The sequence below is a fragment of the Bdellovibrio sp. BIS2 genome, assembly GCF_055398295.1.
Map to the genome: position 1 here is coordinate 1,320,450 of NZ_AP035879.1, position 13,459 is coordinate 1,333,908.

Annotated in this window: 16 protein-coding genes and 1 riboswitch; of the genes, 10 read left to right on the forward strand and 6 right to left on the reverse strand. The window is 51.8% G+C overall.

What is annotated here, in order from left to right; translation table 11 throughout:
- Window positions 1-3: 3 nt before the first annotated feature.
- The gene (locus ACZ520_RS06380; RefSeq protein WP_464127791.1) at window positions 4-2,100 is read right to left on the reverse strand and encodes a TonB-dependent siderophore receptor; all 2,097 of its coding nucleotides are present in this window, start codon (window positions 2,098-2,100) and stop codon (window positions 4-6) included.
- 55 nt (window positions 2,101-2,155) lie between these two features.
- Window positions 2,156-2,252: riboswitch (TPP riboswitch) on the reverse strand.
- Window positions 2,253-2,366: 114 nt separating this feature from the next.
- On the opposite strand from ACZ520_RS06380, the gene ACZ520_RS06385 reads away from it, so the two are divergent.
- Window positions 2,367-3,467, forward strand: coding sequence for a class I SAM-dependent methyltransferase (locus ACZ520_RS06385; protein ID WP_464127792.1), 1,101 nt, complete (start codon window positions 2,367-2,369; stop codon window positions 3,465-3,467).
- Here the strand turns inward: ACZ520_RS06385 and dbpA are convergent, their stop codons facing one another.
- Window positions 3,468-4,856, reverse strand: coding sequence for an ATP-dependent RNA helicase DbpA (dbpA, locus tag ACZ520_RS06390; protein ID WP_464127793.1), 1,389 nt, complete (start codon window positions 4,854-4,856; stop codon window positions 3,468-3,470). It lies immediately after the preceding gene.
- A 136-nt stretch (window positions 4,857-4,992) separates the two neighbouring features.
- Here dbpA and ACZ520_RS06395 point away from each other — a divergent pair, with 136 nt between their 5' ends.
- Window positions 4,993-5,829: a CvfB family protein gene (locus tag ACZ520_RS06395; protein ID WP_088566872.1), complete on the forward strand. Its 837-nt coding sequence runs from the start codon at window positions 4,993-4,995 to the stop codon at window positions 5,827-5,829.
- A gap of 46 nt (window positions 5,830-5,875) precedes the next feature.
- Here the strand turns inward: ACZ520_RS06395 and ACZ520_RS06400 are convergent, their stop codons facing one another.
- Window positions 5,876-6,007 (reverse strand): hypothetical protein, encoded by a 132-nt coding sequence (locus tag ACZ520_RS06400; protein WP_417869646.1) that lies wholly within the window; start codon window positions 6,005-6,007, stop codon window positions 5,876-5,878.
- 146 nt (window positions 6,008-6,153) lie between these two features.
- Here ACZ520_RS06400 and ACZ520_RS06405 point away from each other — a divergent pair, with 146 nt between their 5' ends.
- The 3 genes from ACZ520_RS06405 (at window position 6,154) to ACZ520_RS06415 (ending at window position 7,906) form a co-directional block, all read left to right on the forward strand.
- Window positions 6,154-6,501 carry an RNA recognition motif domain-containing protein gene (locus ACZ520_RS06405; RefSeq protein WP_088565674.1) on the forward strand — a complete coding sequence of 116 codons (348 nt, stop codon included), beginning with the start codon at window positions 6,154-6,156 and terminating at the stop codon, window positions 6,499-6,501.
- Between the two features lie 211 nt (window positions 6,502-6,712).
- Window positions 6,713-7,252: a CAP domain-containing protein gene (locus ACZ520_RS06410; protein WP_374032521.1), complete on the forward strand. Its 540-nt coding sequence runs from the start codon at window positions 6,713-6,715 to the stop codon at window positions 7,250-7,252.
- Between the two features lie 96 nt (window positions 7,253-7,348).
- On the forward strand, window positions 7,349-7,906 hold the full coding sequence (locus ACZ520_RS06415; RefSeq protein WP_417869648.1) for a hypothetical protein: 558 nt from the start codon (window positions 7,349-7,351) through the stop codon (window positions 7,904-7,906).
- Here the strand turns inward: ACZ520_RS06415 and ACZ520_RS06420 are convergent.
- Window positions 7,903-8,442 carry a hypothetical protein gene (locus tag ACZ520_RS06420; protein WP_088565671.1) on the reverse strand — a complete coding sequence of 180 codons (540 nt, stop codon included), beginning with the start codon at window positions 8,440-8,442 and terminating at the stop codon, window positions 7,903-7,905. The genes ACZ520_RS06415 and ACZ520_RS06420 overlap by 4 nt on opposite strands.
- Window positions 8,443-8,567: 125 nt before the next feature.
- Between ACZ520_RS06420 and ACZ520_RS06425 the strand changes: the two genes are divergently transcribed.
- Window positions 8,568-9,110 (forward strand): superoxide dismutase family protein, encoded by a 543-nt coding sequence (locus tag ACZ520_RS06425; protein ID WP_088565670.1) that lies wholly within the window; start codon window positions 8,568-8,570, stop codon window positions 9,108-9,110.
- Here the strand turns inward: ACZ520_RS06425 and ACZ520_RS06430 are convergent, their stop codons facing one another.
- Window positions 9,111-9,857: a murein L,D-transpeptidase catalytic domain family protein gene (locus tag ACZ520_RS06430; protein WP_417869652.1), complete on the reverse strand. Its 747-nt coding sequence runs from the start codon at window positions 9,855-9,857 to the stop codon at window positions 9,111-9,113. It lies immediately after the preceding gene.
- Window positions 9,858-10,396: 539 nt separating this feature from the next.
- On the opposite strand from ACZ520_RS06430, the gene ACZ520_RS06435 reads away from it, so the two are divergent.
- From ACZ520_RS06435 to ACZ520_RS06450, 4 genes are all read left to right on the forward strand, one after another.
- Window positions 10,397-10,762 carry a VOC family protein gene (locus tag ACZ520_RS06435; RefSeq protein ID WP_088565669.1) on the forward strand — a complete coding sequence of 122 codons (366 nt, stop codon included), beginning with the start codon at window positions 10,397-10,399 and terminating at the stop codon, window positions 10,760-10,762.
- Window positions 10,763-10,836: 74 nt separating this feature from the next.
- The gene (locus ACZ520_RS06440; RefSeq protein WP_464127794.1) at window positions 10,837-11,283 is read left to right on the forward strand and encodes a hypothetical protein; all 447 of its coding nucleotides are present in this window, start codon (window positions 10,837-10,839) and stop codon (window positions 11,281-11,283) included.
- An 87-nt stretch (window positions 11,284-11,370) separates the two neighbouring features.
- Window positions 11,371-11,679: a hypothetical protein gene (locus ACZ520_RS06445; RefSeq protein WP_088565667.1), complete on the forward strand. Its 309-nt coding sequence runs from the start codon at window positions 11,371-11,373 to the stop codon at window positions 11,677-11,679.
- A gap of 85 nt (window positions 11,680-11,764) precedes the next feature.
- On the forward strand, window positions 11,765-12,046 hold the full coding sequence (locus tag ACZ520_RS06450; RefSeq protein ID WP_157678776.1) for a hypothetical protein: 282 nt from the start codon (window positions 11,765-11,767) through the stop codon (window positions 12,044-12,046).
- Here the strand turns inward: ACZ520_RS06450 and ACZ520_RS06455 are convergent.
- Window positions 12,043-13,392, reverse strand: a complete 1,350-nt coding sequence (locus ACZ520_RS06455; RefSeq protein WP_088565665.1) for a TolC family protein — start codon at window positions 13,390-13,392, stop codon at window positions 12,043-12,045. The two genes, ACZ520_RS06450 and ACZ520_RS06455, sit on opposite strands and share 4 nt — an antisense overlap.
- Between the last annotated feature and the right edge of the window lie 67 nt (window positions 13,393-13,459).

A 13,459-nucleotide genomic window follows, 5' to 3' on the forward strand; every position in this document is an offset into this window, starting at 1 on the left:
GTCTTAAAGTTCCGTCTGCAGTGTTAAAAAGACGCTGCGGACTTCGCCCGGGTACAGATAGATGTGCCCGTATTGGGTAGGGGATTCCTTCCAGTACTTTTCATCCGTCAGATTTTCAACGGCCAATCGCACCACCGTTTTTTCATCTTTCTTCCCAAACTCATAAGAAGCCCCTGCATCCCAGCGAGTCCACGCGGACAGCATCATGGAATTATCGGCCGTCACGGCACGTTCACCTTCATAGGAAACCCGGGAATTCACTGACAGGCCCTGAACTCCAGGGATCAGATAATTCACATGGGCACGCAAAGTGTGCTCGGGCAGATTCGTCGGGCGCTGGTCATTGATTGCAGGATTCAGCGTGCTGTCCAGACGGCGCGCTTTCAGCCACATCGCTGAAGCTGTCCATTGCAGTCGGCCGACTTCTCCGCCAAGTTCTGCCTCCAAACCCTGATGGCGGCTGCTGCCGTCAATTTTATAGTCCGGTCGTTGATCTTCCACCTGCGGGCGTTCGATCTGGAAGGCCGCAAGGTTCCAAGTCACAGTTTCGCCGCCGCGGGCGCCGACTTCGATCTGCCTGCTGATCACATCGGGGACAAACTGTCCGGGGTTGGTATAGCCACTGCGGTTCGGGGTGACATAAGTTTCAACCCCTTCACCATAGCTGACATAGGTCATCCATGCCGGGAACTGATAAGAAAGCGCCATCCACGGCAGCAAGAAATTTTCGCGGTAATCCGTGGCGCGCGAGGCGTCTGTGCGAACGCTGCTGCGATGGACATCACTGAAACGAAGTCCCAGCCACGCTCCCCAGGGACCCCAATGAGCGGAATCAAAAGCAAAAAGTTCGTTCACTTCAGAATCCCGGTTGGTGTTTTCATCAGTCAGGGCGGGGTCGGCCGGGAGTTTCGCGGTGCCTTGCACATTTCCGACACCCACCGGATTGTAAGCCTGCTTGGCATAGCGCTCTCGGGACACATGTCCCAGATAACCGACATTGATGTCGTGGGAAACCGGGCCGGTCACACCCTTCATCTGCAAGGATGTTTTTATGGCCTGAGTGCTGCGACGTTCATTTTCACTTCGGAAGTCATACATGTCAAAAGTGCCGTCAGAGCAATAGCGGTCATAGTTGTTTTCCGCCGAACAGCCAAACGGATAAGCCAGGCGGTCATCGGTGTGCAGTTCCTGCGCGCCCGCCGTTGTCTGCCAGATCAGGTTTTGACTGAAGCGGTGAGTGTATTTCAGGCTGCCGGTCAAGCCGGTGAAAACCACCGGTTGGGACCAGCTTTGATTGTTCAGGTTCAAACGGGGATCCGTCACCTGCGGCAGATCATTTCCCAGCAGACTGAAAGCCGCCTGGGTCGGCTGGGATTTTTTGGACCATTCGATGTCCGACTCAAGCAATTGAGTTTCTGAAAGACGCCAACTGTTGGCCAGGGCCAGAACATTTCGTTCGCCTTTGCTGTCTTCGACTGCGGGGCTCAGTTGTTCATGCGCCACATTCAGGCGATAACCGAACTGGTCATGGCCCCTGACAGGACCACCGGCATCTGCCGCAATCAGCCAGTTGCCATAGCTGCCGACTTCAGTTTCCAGCAGGAATTGCTGGCGCGGGGTCGGGCGTTTGATCACATAGTTGACCATGCCCCCCGGAGAGCTCGCGCCGGTTTGCAGGCCATTGAGACCTTTAAGCACTTCAAGGCGTTCTTTGTTTTCCAAAGGAATGGAGGTCTGGGCGTTGATGGGAAGTCCTTCACGCAGGAAGTTTGCGCGATTATCCAGGGTGAAGCCGCGGATGGAAAGATAGTCCCAGTATCCCGAAGCGTTGTAGCTGTCCGTCACCGAGGCTTCAATCAAAGTAATCTCCGACAGGCGGTGAATGCGGTTTTCACGCAAAGTCCGGTCGCTGATCTGCGAGGTCGAAAGAGGCAGATTCTGCGCCGGAATTTCGGGAAAGCCAAAGGCCTCCAGCGGTTCCTGAACCTGATCATCCTGCACAGTGATGGTATTGATCTCTGTCGGGAGATTTTGTGCATAAACAGCCGGACTGGTCAGCAGAACTGTCATGGCGTTGAGGATTGATAAGTACTTTTTCATGGCCTTCCTTTGGCAGGTCGGCATGACAGAAAGGGGCTTATGGAAACAGAGCCGGATCTTTCTATTCTTGCTTCCCTGCGCGAGCATTATCTCTATCAGGTTCAAAGGGTTATTCTCAGTCGGTGAGTTCACCAACACCCCTAGCGTCAGGTCAGCGTTATGGGCGAAGTACCCGCTCAGGTCAAATTCTTTTTGGAAACAGCGGCGGGCAGGCGTTATTTTCATAAATTCCGTTTATTTCCACGAACCCGTGCTAAGCTTTATATATGAACATAAATCAAAGCCTGCTTCGCGAGTTCGTCATCAAGGGTCTGGCCTCATATAAAAAAGAACTGCGCGGGCCCTTTTTACAGGAATTCCGGCAGCAGTTTTCCCAACTGGCCCCCGAAGAAGTGGCCGAGGCTTTCATTGATGTCACCTTTCTTGGATCTGCCCTGATCTTTCTGCAGGGAGAGCAGTGGACGCTGAAAAAAGACCCCGCCTCCAGTTCTGAAAACTATCGCCACTTTGCCGAACAGACCTTTGCCTCCAATCTTCTGTCTTTGAATTATCTGCAGGACACTCTGCAACCCCTGAATGAAAAAGAACTGCGCCGAATGGCAGAGCTTTGTGAAGAGCTTGAGAAAATATTGTTGTCCCATGTGCAATCCCTGGGGCAGCAGCAGAAAAATCTTTTTGTGACCCGGGCCCTGCAACTGATGGAAAAGGTTTTTGCCCACGAGAACTCGCTGTGGCTGCAGGGAAATTCGCAGGCGCGGTCCCTGGCGCTGTCTTTGTACCGCACGTTTGATGGCCTGGATCAGATCTTTGGTTTGAATTATGACGCCGATCTGGGAATGAAGACTGACGTGAATGGCACCGAAAGACTTTATGAAGGTGCCGGCCTGGGGGTGCAGTCCTCCTATTCAACATTGCTGACGGCTTTGCGTGAAGTGCAGGCGTCGCAAGGCACACGCTTTATTGATCTGGGCTCAGGCTATGGGCGGGTGGGGCTGGTTGTCGGTGTGCTTCGGCCGGATATTGATTTTATCGGATACGAGTACGTCAAACACCGCGTGGATATCTCCAATGAATCCACCGCAAAGTTCGGCTTGCAAGGGCACGTTCATTTTTTCACCCAGGATCTTTCCGAAAAAAACTTCCGCATCCCTGACGCCGACGTCTATTACATGTTTGATCCCTTCAGCAAGGACACTTACCAGCATGTTTTGAATCAACTGGTGGAAGTGTCGCGCCGTCAAAGAATTGTCGTGGTGACCAAAGGGAATGCGCGCCTGTGGCTGAAAGAGATCGCTGAACGCGAAGGGTGGCTGCCGGGTCAGGAATTTGACGGCGGCAATCTGTCCTTGTTCCGTTCGCGCGAATAATCACTTCACAAATTTGATCTGGAACTTTTGGCCTTTGATGCGGCCTTCACGCAGCTTTTGCATGGCGCCGTCTGCAACTTTGGCAGACACGGCTACAAAAGAAATCTTGTCCTGAATTTCGATCTTGCCGACATCTGCGGAAGTCAAACCGCCCGCCGTCCCGGTCAAAGCACCCAGGATATCCCCGGGACGCAGCTTGTCCTTGCGACCGCCAGAGATGGAAAGAGTCTTCATCGGCGCTTCTTTCAGGGTTTTATTCAAGCCGTACTGATTCTTAAAGCCCAACGAAGGACGTGCGAATTTGCCGCCGGTCAGGTCTTCAAACTGCGCCAGTTTCAAAGTGTCTTTGGGGTGGGCGATGGTGACCGCCACGCCGGTTTTACCTGCGCGCCCGGTGCGACCGATGCGGTGAACATAGATTTCCGGTGACAGGGGCAGGTCAAAGTTGATGACCAGTTCCAGACTGTCGATATCCAAACCGCGTGCGGCTACGTCGGTGGCCACCAGAATACGGTGGGAACCGTTACGGAACATCGCCATCACGCGGTCGCGTTCACGCTGTTCCATGTCTCCGTGCAGGCAGCCGCTGGCAGCCCCCAGATCATTCAGGCGCTCGGCGATTTCCGCCACGGCGTTTTTGGTGTTGCAGAAGATGATGGTGGAATCCGACGGATGCTGCTGCAGAATGCGCATCAGCACGTTGGTTTTGTCATCGTCCTCGCTGTCATAAACCAACTGTTCAATCAGGTTTTGTTCTTCGTCCTCGATGATCACCTGCTGTGCATGACGCTGGTATTTGCGTGAAAGATGCTCGATGGATTCAGGGAAGGTTGCGGAAAACAGCACGGTCTGGCGCGAGCCTGGCAGATCGCGCATCACAGTTTTGATTTCATCGGCAAAACCCATGTCGAGCATTTTGTCGGCCTCATCCAGCACAACGGTTTTGACGGCCGAAAGATCGATGCGGCTGCGACCGACAAAGTCAGCCAGACGGCCCGGAGTGCCGACAACGATCTGCACGCCGTTTTCCAAAGCATCCGCCTGCTCACGGCCGGATTGGCCCCCGGTCATGGCCAGAACCTTCAGGCCCGGTAAACGACGGCCCAGTTTGCGGATTTCAGTGACCACCTGACTTGCCAGCTCGCGGGTCGGGCACAAAATCAGCGCCTGCAACTGAGGCAGGTCGATCTGGATCTTGTTCAGGATCGGAAGTGAGAAGGCCGCGGTTTTTCCGCTGCCGGTTTTGGCCTGGCCGATGATGTCTTTTCCTGCCAGAAGCAGCGGGATGCTTTCCTGCTGGATCGGTGTCAGTGCCTCAAAACCCAGTTCCTGAACAACAGCCAGCAGCTCCGGGGACAGGGGAAGTGATGAGAATTGATTTTGCGACACAAGACACCTCGGGAAAATGAAAAATATTTAGGTAGCAGGCGGGGCTTTTCTTGTCGAGTTCTGAATGAAAATACGAAAAAATGACCCGCTCCAGATTTAGGTACCCCCTATGGCGGTTTTGTGGCATCACTTCGCCATGGTTCAAATCGGTCAGATCAACAAGCTTAAAGTCGTCAAAAAAATGGAATACGGGGTCTTTCTGGATGGTGGAAGTGACGGGGAAATCCTGTTGCCCGCACGCTATCAGCCCGAGAACTGCGAAGTCGGTGCCGAACTGGAAGTGTTTGTCTGTTTTGACTCGGAAGACCGCCTTGTTGCCATGACAGAAATGCCGTTTGCGATGGTCGGGACTTTCGGTTTGCTGAAAGTGAAATCCATTGAGCGCGTGGGTGCTTTTTTGGACTGGGGATTGCCGAAGGATTTGTTCCTGCCATTCAGTGAACAAACCCGTGATTTGAAAATCGGTCAGAATGTTCTGGTCTATTTGTATCTGGATAAGACGGATCGCATTGCCTCGTCCATGCGTCTGGACCGTTTCATCGACAAAGAATCCGGCAATTACGAAGCCGGGCAAAGCGTGGATCTGTTGATCGCTGCGAAAACTGATCTGGGATACAAAGCCATCATCAATGGCCGTCACTGGGGCATGCTGTATGCGAATGAGGTGTTTCAACAGTTGGAATACGGTCAGCGTCTGAAGGGTTTTATCAAGCAGGTGCGTGATGACGGAAAAATCGATCTGCGTCTGAACGAGGCCGGCCACAAAGCCACCGCCGATATTGGTGAGCGCATCATGGAGCTGTTGAAGTCCAAAGGCGGCTTCCTGCCCATCACCGACAAAACAGATCCTGAGGCGATTTATGATTTGTTCGGAGTCAGCAAAAAGAAGTACAAAATCGCCCTGGGTGGGCTTTATAAAAAACGCCTGATTACGGTCCACGATGACGGCATCCGCCTGGTGGATGGCCGCTAAGGGGGCCGCCACGGGGCTTCCGGGCCCCCTGGGGGGTCTAGACCTCTTACAGGGTGGGGTTTTGCCGCTGAAACCCCATTTTGGGCTTTAAGTCTTTGATTTCACAATATTTTGTTTGTTTTTGCGCGCCGCTTTCATATCCCTGAGTGTTCGCAGGTTTCAGCGAAATAATGCTCATTTAGGTTATTCTCATTTTAATTGCTTCCCCTTTTCCGAGAAATTCGCTAGAAATTCCCTAGTAAGAATTTAGTCTCTGGAGAGTTTTCGGGCATAGGGCCCAAGACCTCTTAAGAGCTTCCCAAAAGCAAATCTTAGGAGGTTTATATGGGTAAAAAAATCTACGTTGGAAATCTTTCTTATTCTTTGGATGATCAGTCTTTGGCTGACACTTTCGCAGAATTCGGAAATGTTGAATCTGCACGCATCGTGATCGATCGTGAAACTGGTCGTTCTAAAGGTTTCGCTTTCGTTGAAATGTCTACTGACGACGAAGCTGCAACTGCAATCGCTAAATTGAACGGCGTTGAGTTGATGGGTCGTGCAATGAACGTATCTGAAGCTAAACCAATGGCTCCTCGTGAGAACCGTGGTGGCTTCGGTGGTGGTCGCGGCGGTGGCGGCGGCAACCGTGGTGGCGGTTTCGGCGGTGGTAACCGCGGTGGTCGTTTCTAATTTTAAGATTTTCATCTTAATGAAAAAGGCGGAAAGAAATTTCCGCCTTTTTTTATTTCTGAATCCTGTTTTTTCTGTCGACGCTTCAGACAGCTTACACTTTGTCTGAAATTCAAAGCTCCCGCAGCTCTTCTAAGTTCCCGATTTCAATCACCTCAGCAGTTTTGATTTATTGGCTCCGTCCTTGCTTTAATTTGCGCAGGAGGACGGTATGGTTCGTGTCTCATTTTTATTCTTGTTTGTGCTGGCTCTGACCGCCTGTGCGGGTGGTGGTGGCGGGGACAGCGCAGGGCCTGGCGCCGGTGGCAGCAACGAACAAGAGTCCAATGGCGAAAGCAGCGAGGCGGAATGTGATCCCATGACAGGGATGGCCTGCGAAGTCCTTATGGCGGTCAACCACGAGCGCACCAGCCGGGGACTGGACGCTTTGACGGCCCTGCCAGCCTGTGTGGCCGAGGCTCAGGCGCACGCCGACGATATGGTTGCACGAAACTTTTTTGCCCACGACAGTCCTACGGAAACCACCACACAAAGATTTGCGCGCTTTGGCCTTTCCGGAAGTTACTGGGGAGAAAACATCGCGGCCGGTTATTCCACCGCAGCTCAGGTCATGGCAGGGTGGATGAGTTCCGCCGGTCATCGCAATAACATTCTAAGTTCCAACTTTCGCACCATGGGTGTGGGGATCGCTGCCAACTCACAGGGCATGCTCCACTGGGTTCAGTGTTTTTCTGGTAAGTCCGCGCTTTAATCTGGAGCCAAAAAATCTGGCACTCTTCTTGAAATAGTTTCCTTCTGACATGCACTCTGGTGGCAATCGGGCCCCAGTAAAATTCCGGGGGGAATTATGATGAGACACACTTTGCTGGCAGCTTCCTTCACCTTTATGTCTTTGGCCGCTTCGGCTGCCCAAACGGGATTTGTCGAAACTGCGGGTAATGCCTGCGAGTGGACTCCGGGCCGTTATGAACTGAACGAAGCCGAAGGCCGTGTGCGCATCCCCAACGGACTTTATGTCAAGAAAGAGGAAACCAGCAAGATTGCCCGTGGCAGTTGCACCTTTGCACTGACCTTGAAGGCGGCAGCCGGAAAAAAGATTGTTGTGCGCGACAGTCAGCAATTGATCAGCCTGCGTGCGTATCCGCAGCAGACCCGCGTGAAAGCGGAAGTTGAAATCTTCAAAGCCGGCAGCCAGGGCGCCAAACAGACCCTTGAAATTGTTGCCGCTGAAAAAGCCGAAAAAACAACCCAGTATGTGGGGCAGAAGGACGTGCTGCTTGAAACCGCCTGTGGTGGATCAGACATCCTGCGCGGAAACTTGTCAGCAACTATCATTGGTGAGGGCAAGGGACGCGCTTTTGCGAAAAACGTGACCCTCGACATTCAGGAGGTGGATTGCAATTAAGGATTGCACCACGGACGTGGTGTGATGATTTTTGTGATCTCGTTGGCTCGCATGTACAAGAACTCAGATCCCACGGCCAGGCGCGCACGCTCGCGGCGCTGGGATCTTGGGGACACCGTGCGAATCTGTCCATAGCCCAGACCATCAGTCAGGGCTGTTCCAGTCATTCCTTTTAAACTCCATTTCACGGTCCTGCCAGCAATCGGTGTTACGTCTGACTCTGTCAGGATTGTGGAAATGGTTCCTTCAGAATCACGACACAGCAGTCGAAAATGCAGCACCACAAAGACTTCCTGACGGCAGTTCTGCGAGCGGGAATAACCATAACCGGCGTCACAGGTGTTGAAAGCTCTTTCCGTGTAACCCAGCTCTTCCGGCGCACGATCCAGTCCCAGGAAAGTTTGTAAAGCAACGTAGTCAATGGTTGAAGGTGCGGTAACATCCGGCACGACGGCGCCAGTGGACGGGGATTCTTTCTTGGGTGTAGTGGAGCATCCGGCAAGTGCGGCGACAAGAACAGCCAAAATCCATTTCATAATTTTCCCCTCGAATAGATGTATAACTTAGCCTAGGTTAAATCTGGTAAATTACAAGGTATTCTATTTTGGAGATTCCTCAAATCCGCCTTAACTTAGTTTGATATTTTCGCGGGAGGAATTTTATGTTTAAAGCCCTTAGTAAAGCCCTGGTGCTGACCCTCGTGGGAGCAAGTTCGGTCTATGCACAGCAAGACCCTATAGCCATCATCATTCGTAATGCCAAGGGTGAACAGGTCGGGAATGCGACGCTGACTGATGTGACCAACGGGATGCGCATCCAGATGGAACTGCAGAATCTTCCCCCTGGGGAAAAAGCCTTTCATATTCACGAAAAGGGCCTGTGTACCGCTCCAGATTTCAAATCCGCAGGCGCCCACTTTAATCCGGATAAAAAGAAGCACGGCCACAAAAGCAAAGGCGGCCCGCATGCGGGGGACTTCAATAATATTGTCGTGAAAGAAGACGGGACGGCGTCCGTGGATGTTGTCAATCCGATGCTCACCGTCCGGGCGGGAAAAAACTCTGTGGTCTCCAAAGAGGGGACCGCGATCGTGATTCATGCGAAAGCGGATGATTATAAATCCCAGCCCGCAGGCGAAGCCGGAGACCGGATCGCCTGTGGAGAAATTAAAACTCCGCCGGATACAAAACCTGTGATCAAGTAATTACTTGGCGAAGGCGTAGATCAAACTGCCGCCTTTAAGCATGCCGATGACCTTGTCACGCAGGTGATTTGCCACGGCCGGGCAGCCCCAGCTGCGACCTTGAATAACACTGGATTCCTTCACATAGCTTGCTCCGTGGATCACCACGGCGCGGGCGCGTGCGTTGGAGTTCGTGCTGGAAAGACCATCGAGCTTCAAAGACAAACCGTGTTTGCCGGTATAAGTTTCTGCCGCCAGATAATAGCCCAAAGAACTCGCGTTGGAACCGGATTTGTTGCTGAACTTGTCCGCGTAGCCGTCATGGTTGGCATCAGAGCCTTTACCGTGGGCGGTGTGGATGGCTGTCACTTCACCAGTGGACATATTAATAATAAAGAAACGGGCCTGAGTGGAACGTTTGCCGAAATCGATCAGGGACATGTATTTTTTGTTTTTGATGCGGGACTGGTTTTTGTCGAAGTATACAACCGCTTCGGCCAGCGCTTTTGAGTTGATCAGTCTTTTCGGATCCAGATGATCATAGTTTTTCAGAATCGCTTCGCTTTCAAGCACAGTGGTGGTGTCTTCGTTTGATGCCGTATCATTTTCTGCGGCAGTGGATTTGTCGACGGGTTCTGTTTCGGGAATTGTCTGCTCCATTTCGGTGTCGTCCGGAAGGACTTCGGCGGAGCTGTAGTCTTGGCCCGCACAAGCGGTCATGGAAAGGAAAGCGGCCAATACCAGGGACTTTTTAGAGATCAAATTCATCGTTCCTCCGTGAAAGATGCTGTGTGTTCTTCGACAGATGCTAGCTGACACGGGGTGTTCGTCGGAAAAATTGTTACCGAGACATAATTTTTAGGACCTTGTGCGTGGGCGAATCTGGAATGGATTCAGATTTTTCAATTCCTTCGTTCAGTGAACAAACGCCAGTGAGATTGCAAAGTCCTGCCGGGGCTTAAGATGCAGTAAGGGAGCGGGTTTGCGGTTTTTTTATTTTTTTGAAGGAGTAGTATTGAAGTATGAACTCTGGATGAATGAAGTTAGAAATAACCGAAGCATCAAAGAGTCCAAAGAGGACCGTGAATAGGATCAATTGAATTGATCCCTCACTAAAAGGAGCTCAAACAATATAATTGTTTCTTGGATGAAAAAAATAGAGTGTGCTTTTGAGTGACTCTGATTCGATTCAAATAAGAACAATTCGTTTTTCTCCAGATCCTCTGTGCCCATGTGTTTTACACGTGGGCATTATTTTTTTTAAAGCCTGCCTTTACAATGAACTCCAGCATCACAAAGGAGTTCTTATGCATATCTGCGGTTGGTTTGAAATCCCGGTCAAAGACATGAGCCGTGCCATGAAGTTCTATGAGCAGTCTTTCGATGTTTCCTTTACTTTGAGCGAAATGGGCCCCGTCAAAATGGCGATGTTTCCCATGAAGGAAAAAGAGCCGGGTGCCACCGGGGCGCTGGTGCAGGGCTCTGACTACAAGCCGTCGCATGATGGCTGTTTGCTTTACTTCAGTGTGAACAGCATTGAAGACAGTCTTAAAAAGATCAAAGACAAAGGCGGGAAGACGCTGACGGATAAAAAGAGCATTGGCCAGTACGGCTTTATTGCCACTTTCGAGGACACGGAAGGCAATAAAGTGGCTTTGCACGCCAAAAACTAGCTTATTGAAAGCCAAGTAAGACTGGCTTTTATGACCCTTGCAAAGGGGGAGGGGCTTCAGGTAGAAGTCCCCTTATGAAAAAACTTTTGATTTCCGTTGTTGTTCTTTTTTCGTCCCTGCATGCCGGGGCTTCTGTCGCCAAACTTGTGTGCGTGCCGGGATATGAACCGATGCGCGCTGACGCTGTGATTGAGGTCATCTTCAACCGCACTATTGATCCGCTAAAACCTGTTGTTGGTGCTTACAATCTTGGGGCGGCTTTGAAGTTTCACGACAAGATCACCGGCCAGACTTACACGCGTTCTGATGTTGTCCTTGTTCCAGCAGCATCCATGGATGATGTGAATCTGCGCGGCGGGGCCGCGGGCATGGTGCACATCCGTGTCAGCCCGGTTTTGAAAAACGGCGCCTTCATGGGGCGTTACAAGGGTGATCTTTTCATCAACGATCTGGATTCCCGCCATTACTACAACCTGACCGGCACCTCTCAAGAGCCGGGAATTGTTTGCGAAGCCCGTTAAAAGGTCCTTGCAAGCGTCCTGTTCCGGGACTGTTCCATTCTGCCTCCATAGTCCTTTTCTATTCTTGAAAAGGACGAGGAGGTCCTTATGTTTAAAACTCTGCAAAAACAATTGATCGCGACCCTGATGTTGGTGACGGTGACTTCAGCGCACACAAGTTGGGCTCAGGAAAAGTCCCACGAAGCCCTGAAAGAGGCGTTCCGTGCCTGCCATGAAGAGCTTGGCATTGCCCAGCCCGAGCCGGGGCAAAGACCTCAGGCCCCCGATGATGAAACCCGCTCAAAAATTGATGCCTGTCTGCAAGAGAAAGGCTTTGAAGCTCCGCCTAAGTTTGGCCGCGGCGGTGGTCCGGGCAAGGGACGTCCTGAACGTTCTGCTTCCAGTGGTGTGCAATAGTCAGAATGAGACTGTGAAGGGATTCTTGGATTTTAGGCGGTTAAACTGAAGTCCAAGAGTCCACGTGAACTTTTTGGGAGGGCTTGTGAAAACACTGGATAGATGCTCACTGCAGGTGGGCCAGGAACTGGTGATCAGGGAATCTGAGAGAGGCGATGATCTGCATCGCGGGGATCGCTTAAGAGTGGTCGGATTTGAAATGTTGTCGGAAACAGTCAGCCGGAACTTTCGGATGGGAAGTTCCTTTTACTGGCAGGGGGAGGCGGTCTTCACACGCCTTTACGTGGCGGAATTGAATGGTGACATCTTTCTGGTATGGCCGGAGGAAACTTCCAACGGCCACTTCGATGTCCAGTTTCTGCGTTAGTTGCCGCAGACTTCGTCCAGGGTGACCTGGTATTTTTCCGGATTAAAGACACGGCCCAATTTGCCTTTGATGCCGCCTGAACCGCGGCGTTCAATTTCACAGTCTTCCACTTTCGCGAACTGCTCTGAAATCATGATACGGTGAAGGCTGATACGCAAAGTGTTCAGGGCCGTCTGGGCTTTGATTTTGTTGGTCACGGAATTGGTCAGGCCGTTAGAAGCCTCCAGCACGTGCAGCAAGTCTGTCATGCCCAGTTTATAGCGCAGAACTTCAGCGTCATACACTTTCACCAGATTTGCGTGCGCCAGGGCCGCGGCATTGTACTGTTTCTGCGCTTCCATCAGGGAACCCAAAGTCACTTCAATCAGGTTCGCCTGTTCCAACTGCAGTTCTTTTTTGCGCAGTTTCAGTTGTTCGATATTCAGGTTGCTGATTTTCAAATTTGGGAAATATGCAAAGCCAAAGTTCACAGAGCCAGAGTGTTCAAGGCTTCCCATGGCGCCGTTCATGCGGGAGGCGCCCAGGGAATGTCCACCGAGGAAGCTGAAAGCCTTGCTCCACTTGTTGTATTGAGCAGAAGTGATCATGGCTGCCATCTGACGGCTTTCCGGGGAGTTTTCGTGCACCTGGGTCAGCAATGATTGCGGGGACCAGTTTTCAACCGGTGAAACCGCAACCGCGGCGTCCTCGAAAACGATTTCGGTCGTCAAAGACAGGCCCAGCAATTCACGAATAGCGGCTTTTTCCTGAAGTACCAGTTCATCCACCTGGGACAACTGAACCAGCGCCATCTGTGTTTGTGCCTGGGCTTGCAGGTATTCCTCTTCGCGGATCATGCCCAACTGAGCAGGCAGGCGCAGTTGTTCCTCGATCGCTTTCAGATTTTCGTATTGCAGGGCCAGGATACCACGCAGTTCGATATCACCCAGGATCGTCATGTAGATGGAGTACGCAGAAGAATACCCATTCAACTGGGCGATGTAGTGGGACATGCCCTGCGCCTTAAGCAAGTAGGTGTTTTCTTTCAGATCCATCCAGTTGGACGGCATCAGGAACGGCAACAGGAAGGAAACTGTGTTCAGCGCAAAGGAAGGTCCACTGGAAATAGCGCCACCCAGATTCACGGAAGGCAGCAGGTTGCCACGGGCCACATTCACGCGCTCTTTGGCCTGATGAACGTTGTTCAGGGAAATCGCAATACCCACATTGCGGTCAAGGAACATGCGGCGAAGAGTGTCGGGATTGATTCTTACTGTCGCGCTGTTTTGAGGCGTCGTTTTTGGCGCGGCAAAGGCCGTTGAAGTCGTGACAAAGACGGCAAGCAGGAGTGCTGCAAATACTTTCATGAATCCCTCCGAAATAAACCCTGAAAGATGTATTTGGACGGCTAATCCTTGTCAAACGGAGTGTTAT

Excerpts from the sequence above, each read along its gene's own strand:
- ACZ520_RS06415 (WP_417869648.1), top strand. The coding sequence starts at position 7,349 with ATGATGAGACACACTTTGCTGGCAGCTTCCTTCACCTTTATGTCTTTG.
- ACZ520_RS06400 (WP_417869646.1), bottom strand. The coding sequence starts at position 6,007 with ATGAGCATTATTTCGCTGAAACCTGCGAACACTCAGGGATATGAAAGC.
- ACZ520_RS06430 (WP_417869652.1), bottom strand. The coding sequence starts at position 9,857 with ATGAATTTGATCTCTAAAAAGTCCCTGGTATTGGCCGCTTTCCTTTCC.
- ACZ520_RS06405 (WP_088565674.1), top strand. The coding sequence starts at position 6,154 with ATGGGTAAAAAAATCTACGTTGGAAATCTTTCTTATTCTTTGGATGAT.
- ACZ520_RS06420 (WP_088565671.1), bottom strand. The coding sequence starts at position 8,442 with ATGAAATGGATTTTGGCTGTTCTTGTCGCCGCACTTGCCGGATGCTCC.
- ACZ520_RS06385 (WP_464127792.1), top strand. The coding sequence starts at position 2,367 with ATGAACATAAATCAAAGCCTGCTTCGCGAGTTCGTCATCAAGGGTCTG.
- ACZ520_RS06410 (WP_374032521.1), top strand. The coding sequence starts at position 6,713 with ATGGTTCGTGTCTCATTTTTATTCTTGTTTGTGCTGGCTCTGACCGCC.
- ACZ520_RS06440 (WP_464127794.1), top strand. The coding sequence starts at position 10,837 with ATGAAAAAACTTTTGATTTCCGTTGTTGTTCTTTTTTCGTCCCTGCAT.
- ACZ520_RS06445 (WP_088565667.1), top strand. The coding sequence starts at position 11,371 with ATGTTTAAAACTCTGCAAAAACAATTGATCGCGACCCTGATGTTGGTG.
- ACZ520_RS06395 (WP_088566872.1), top strand. The coding sequence starts at position 4,993 with ATGGTTCAAATCGGTCAGATCAACAAGCTTAAAGTCGTCAAAAAAATG.
- ACZ520_RS06380 (WP_464127791.1), bottom strand. The coding sequence starts at position 2,100 with ATGAAAAAGTACTTATCAATCCTCAACGCCATGACAGTTCTGCTGACC.
- ACZ520_RS06455 (WP_088565665.1), bottom strand. The coding sequence starts at position 13,392 with ATGAAAGTATTTGCAGCACTCCTGCTTGCCGTCTTTGTCACGACTTCA.
- ACZ520_RS06435 (WP_088565669.1), top strand. The coding sequence starts at position 10,397 with ATGCATATCTGCGGTTGGTTTGAAATCCCGGTCAAAGACATGAGCCGT.
- ACZ520_RS06425 (WP_088565670.1), top strand. The coding sequence starts at position 8,568 with ATGTTTAAAGCCCTTAGTAAAGCCCTGGTGCTGACCCTCGTGGGAGCA.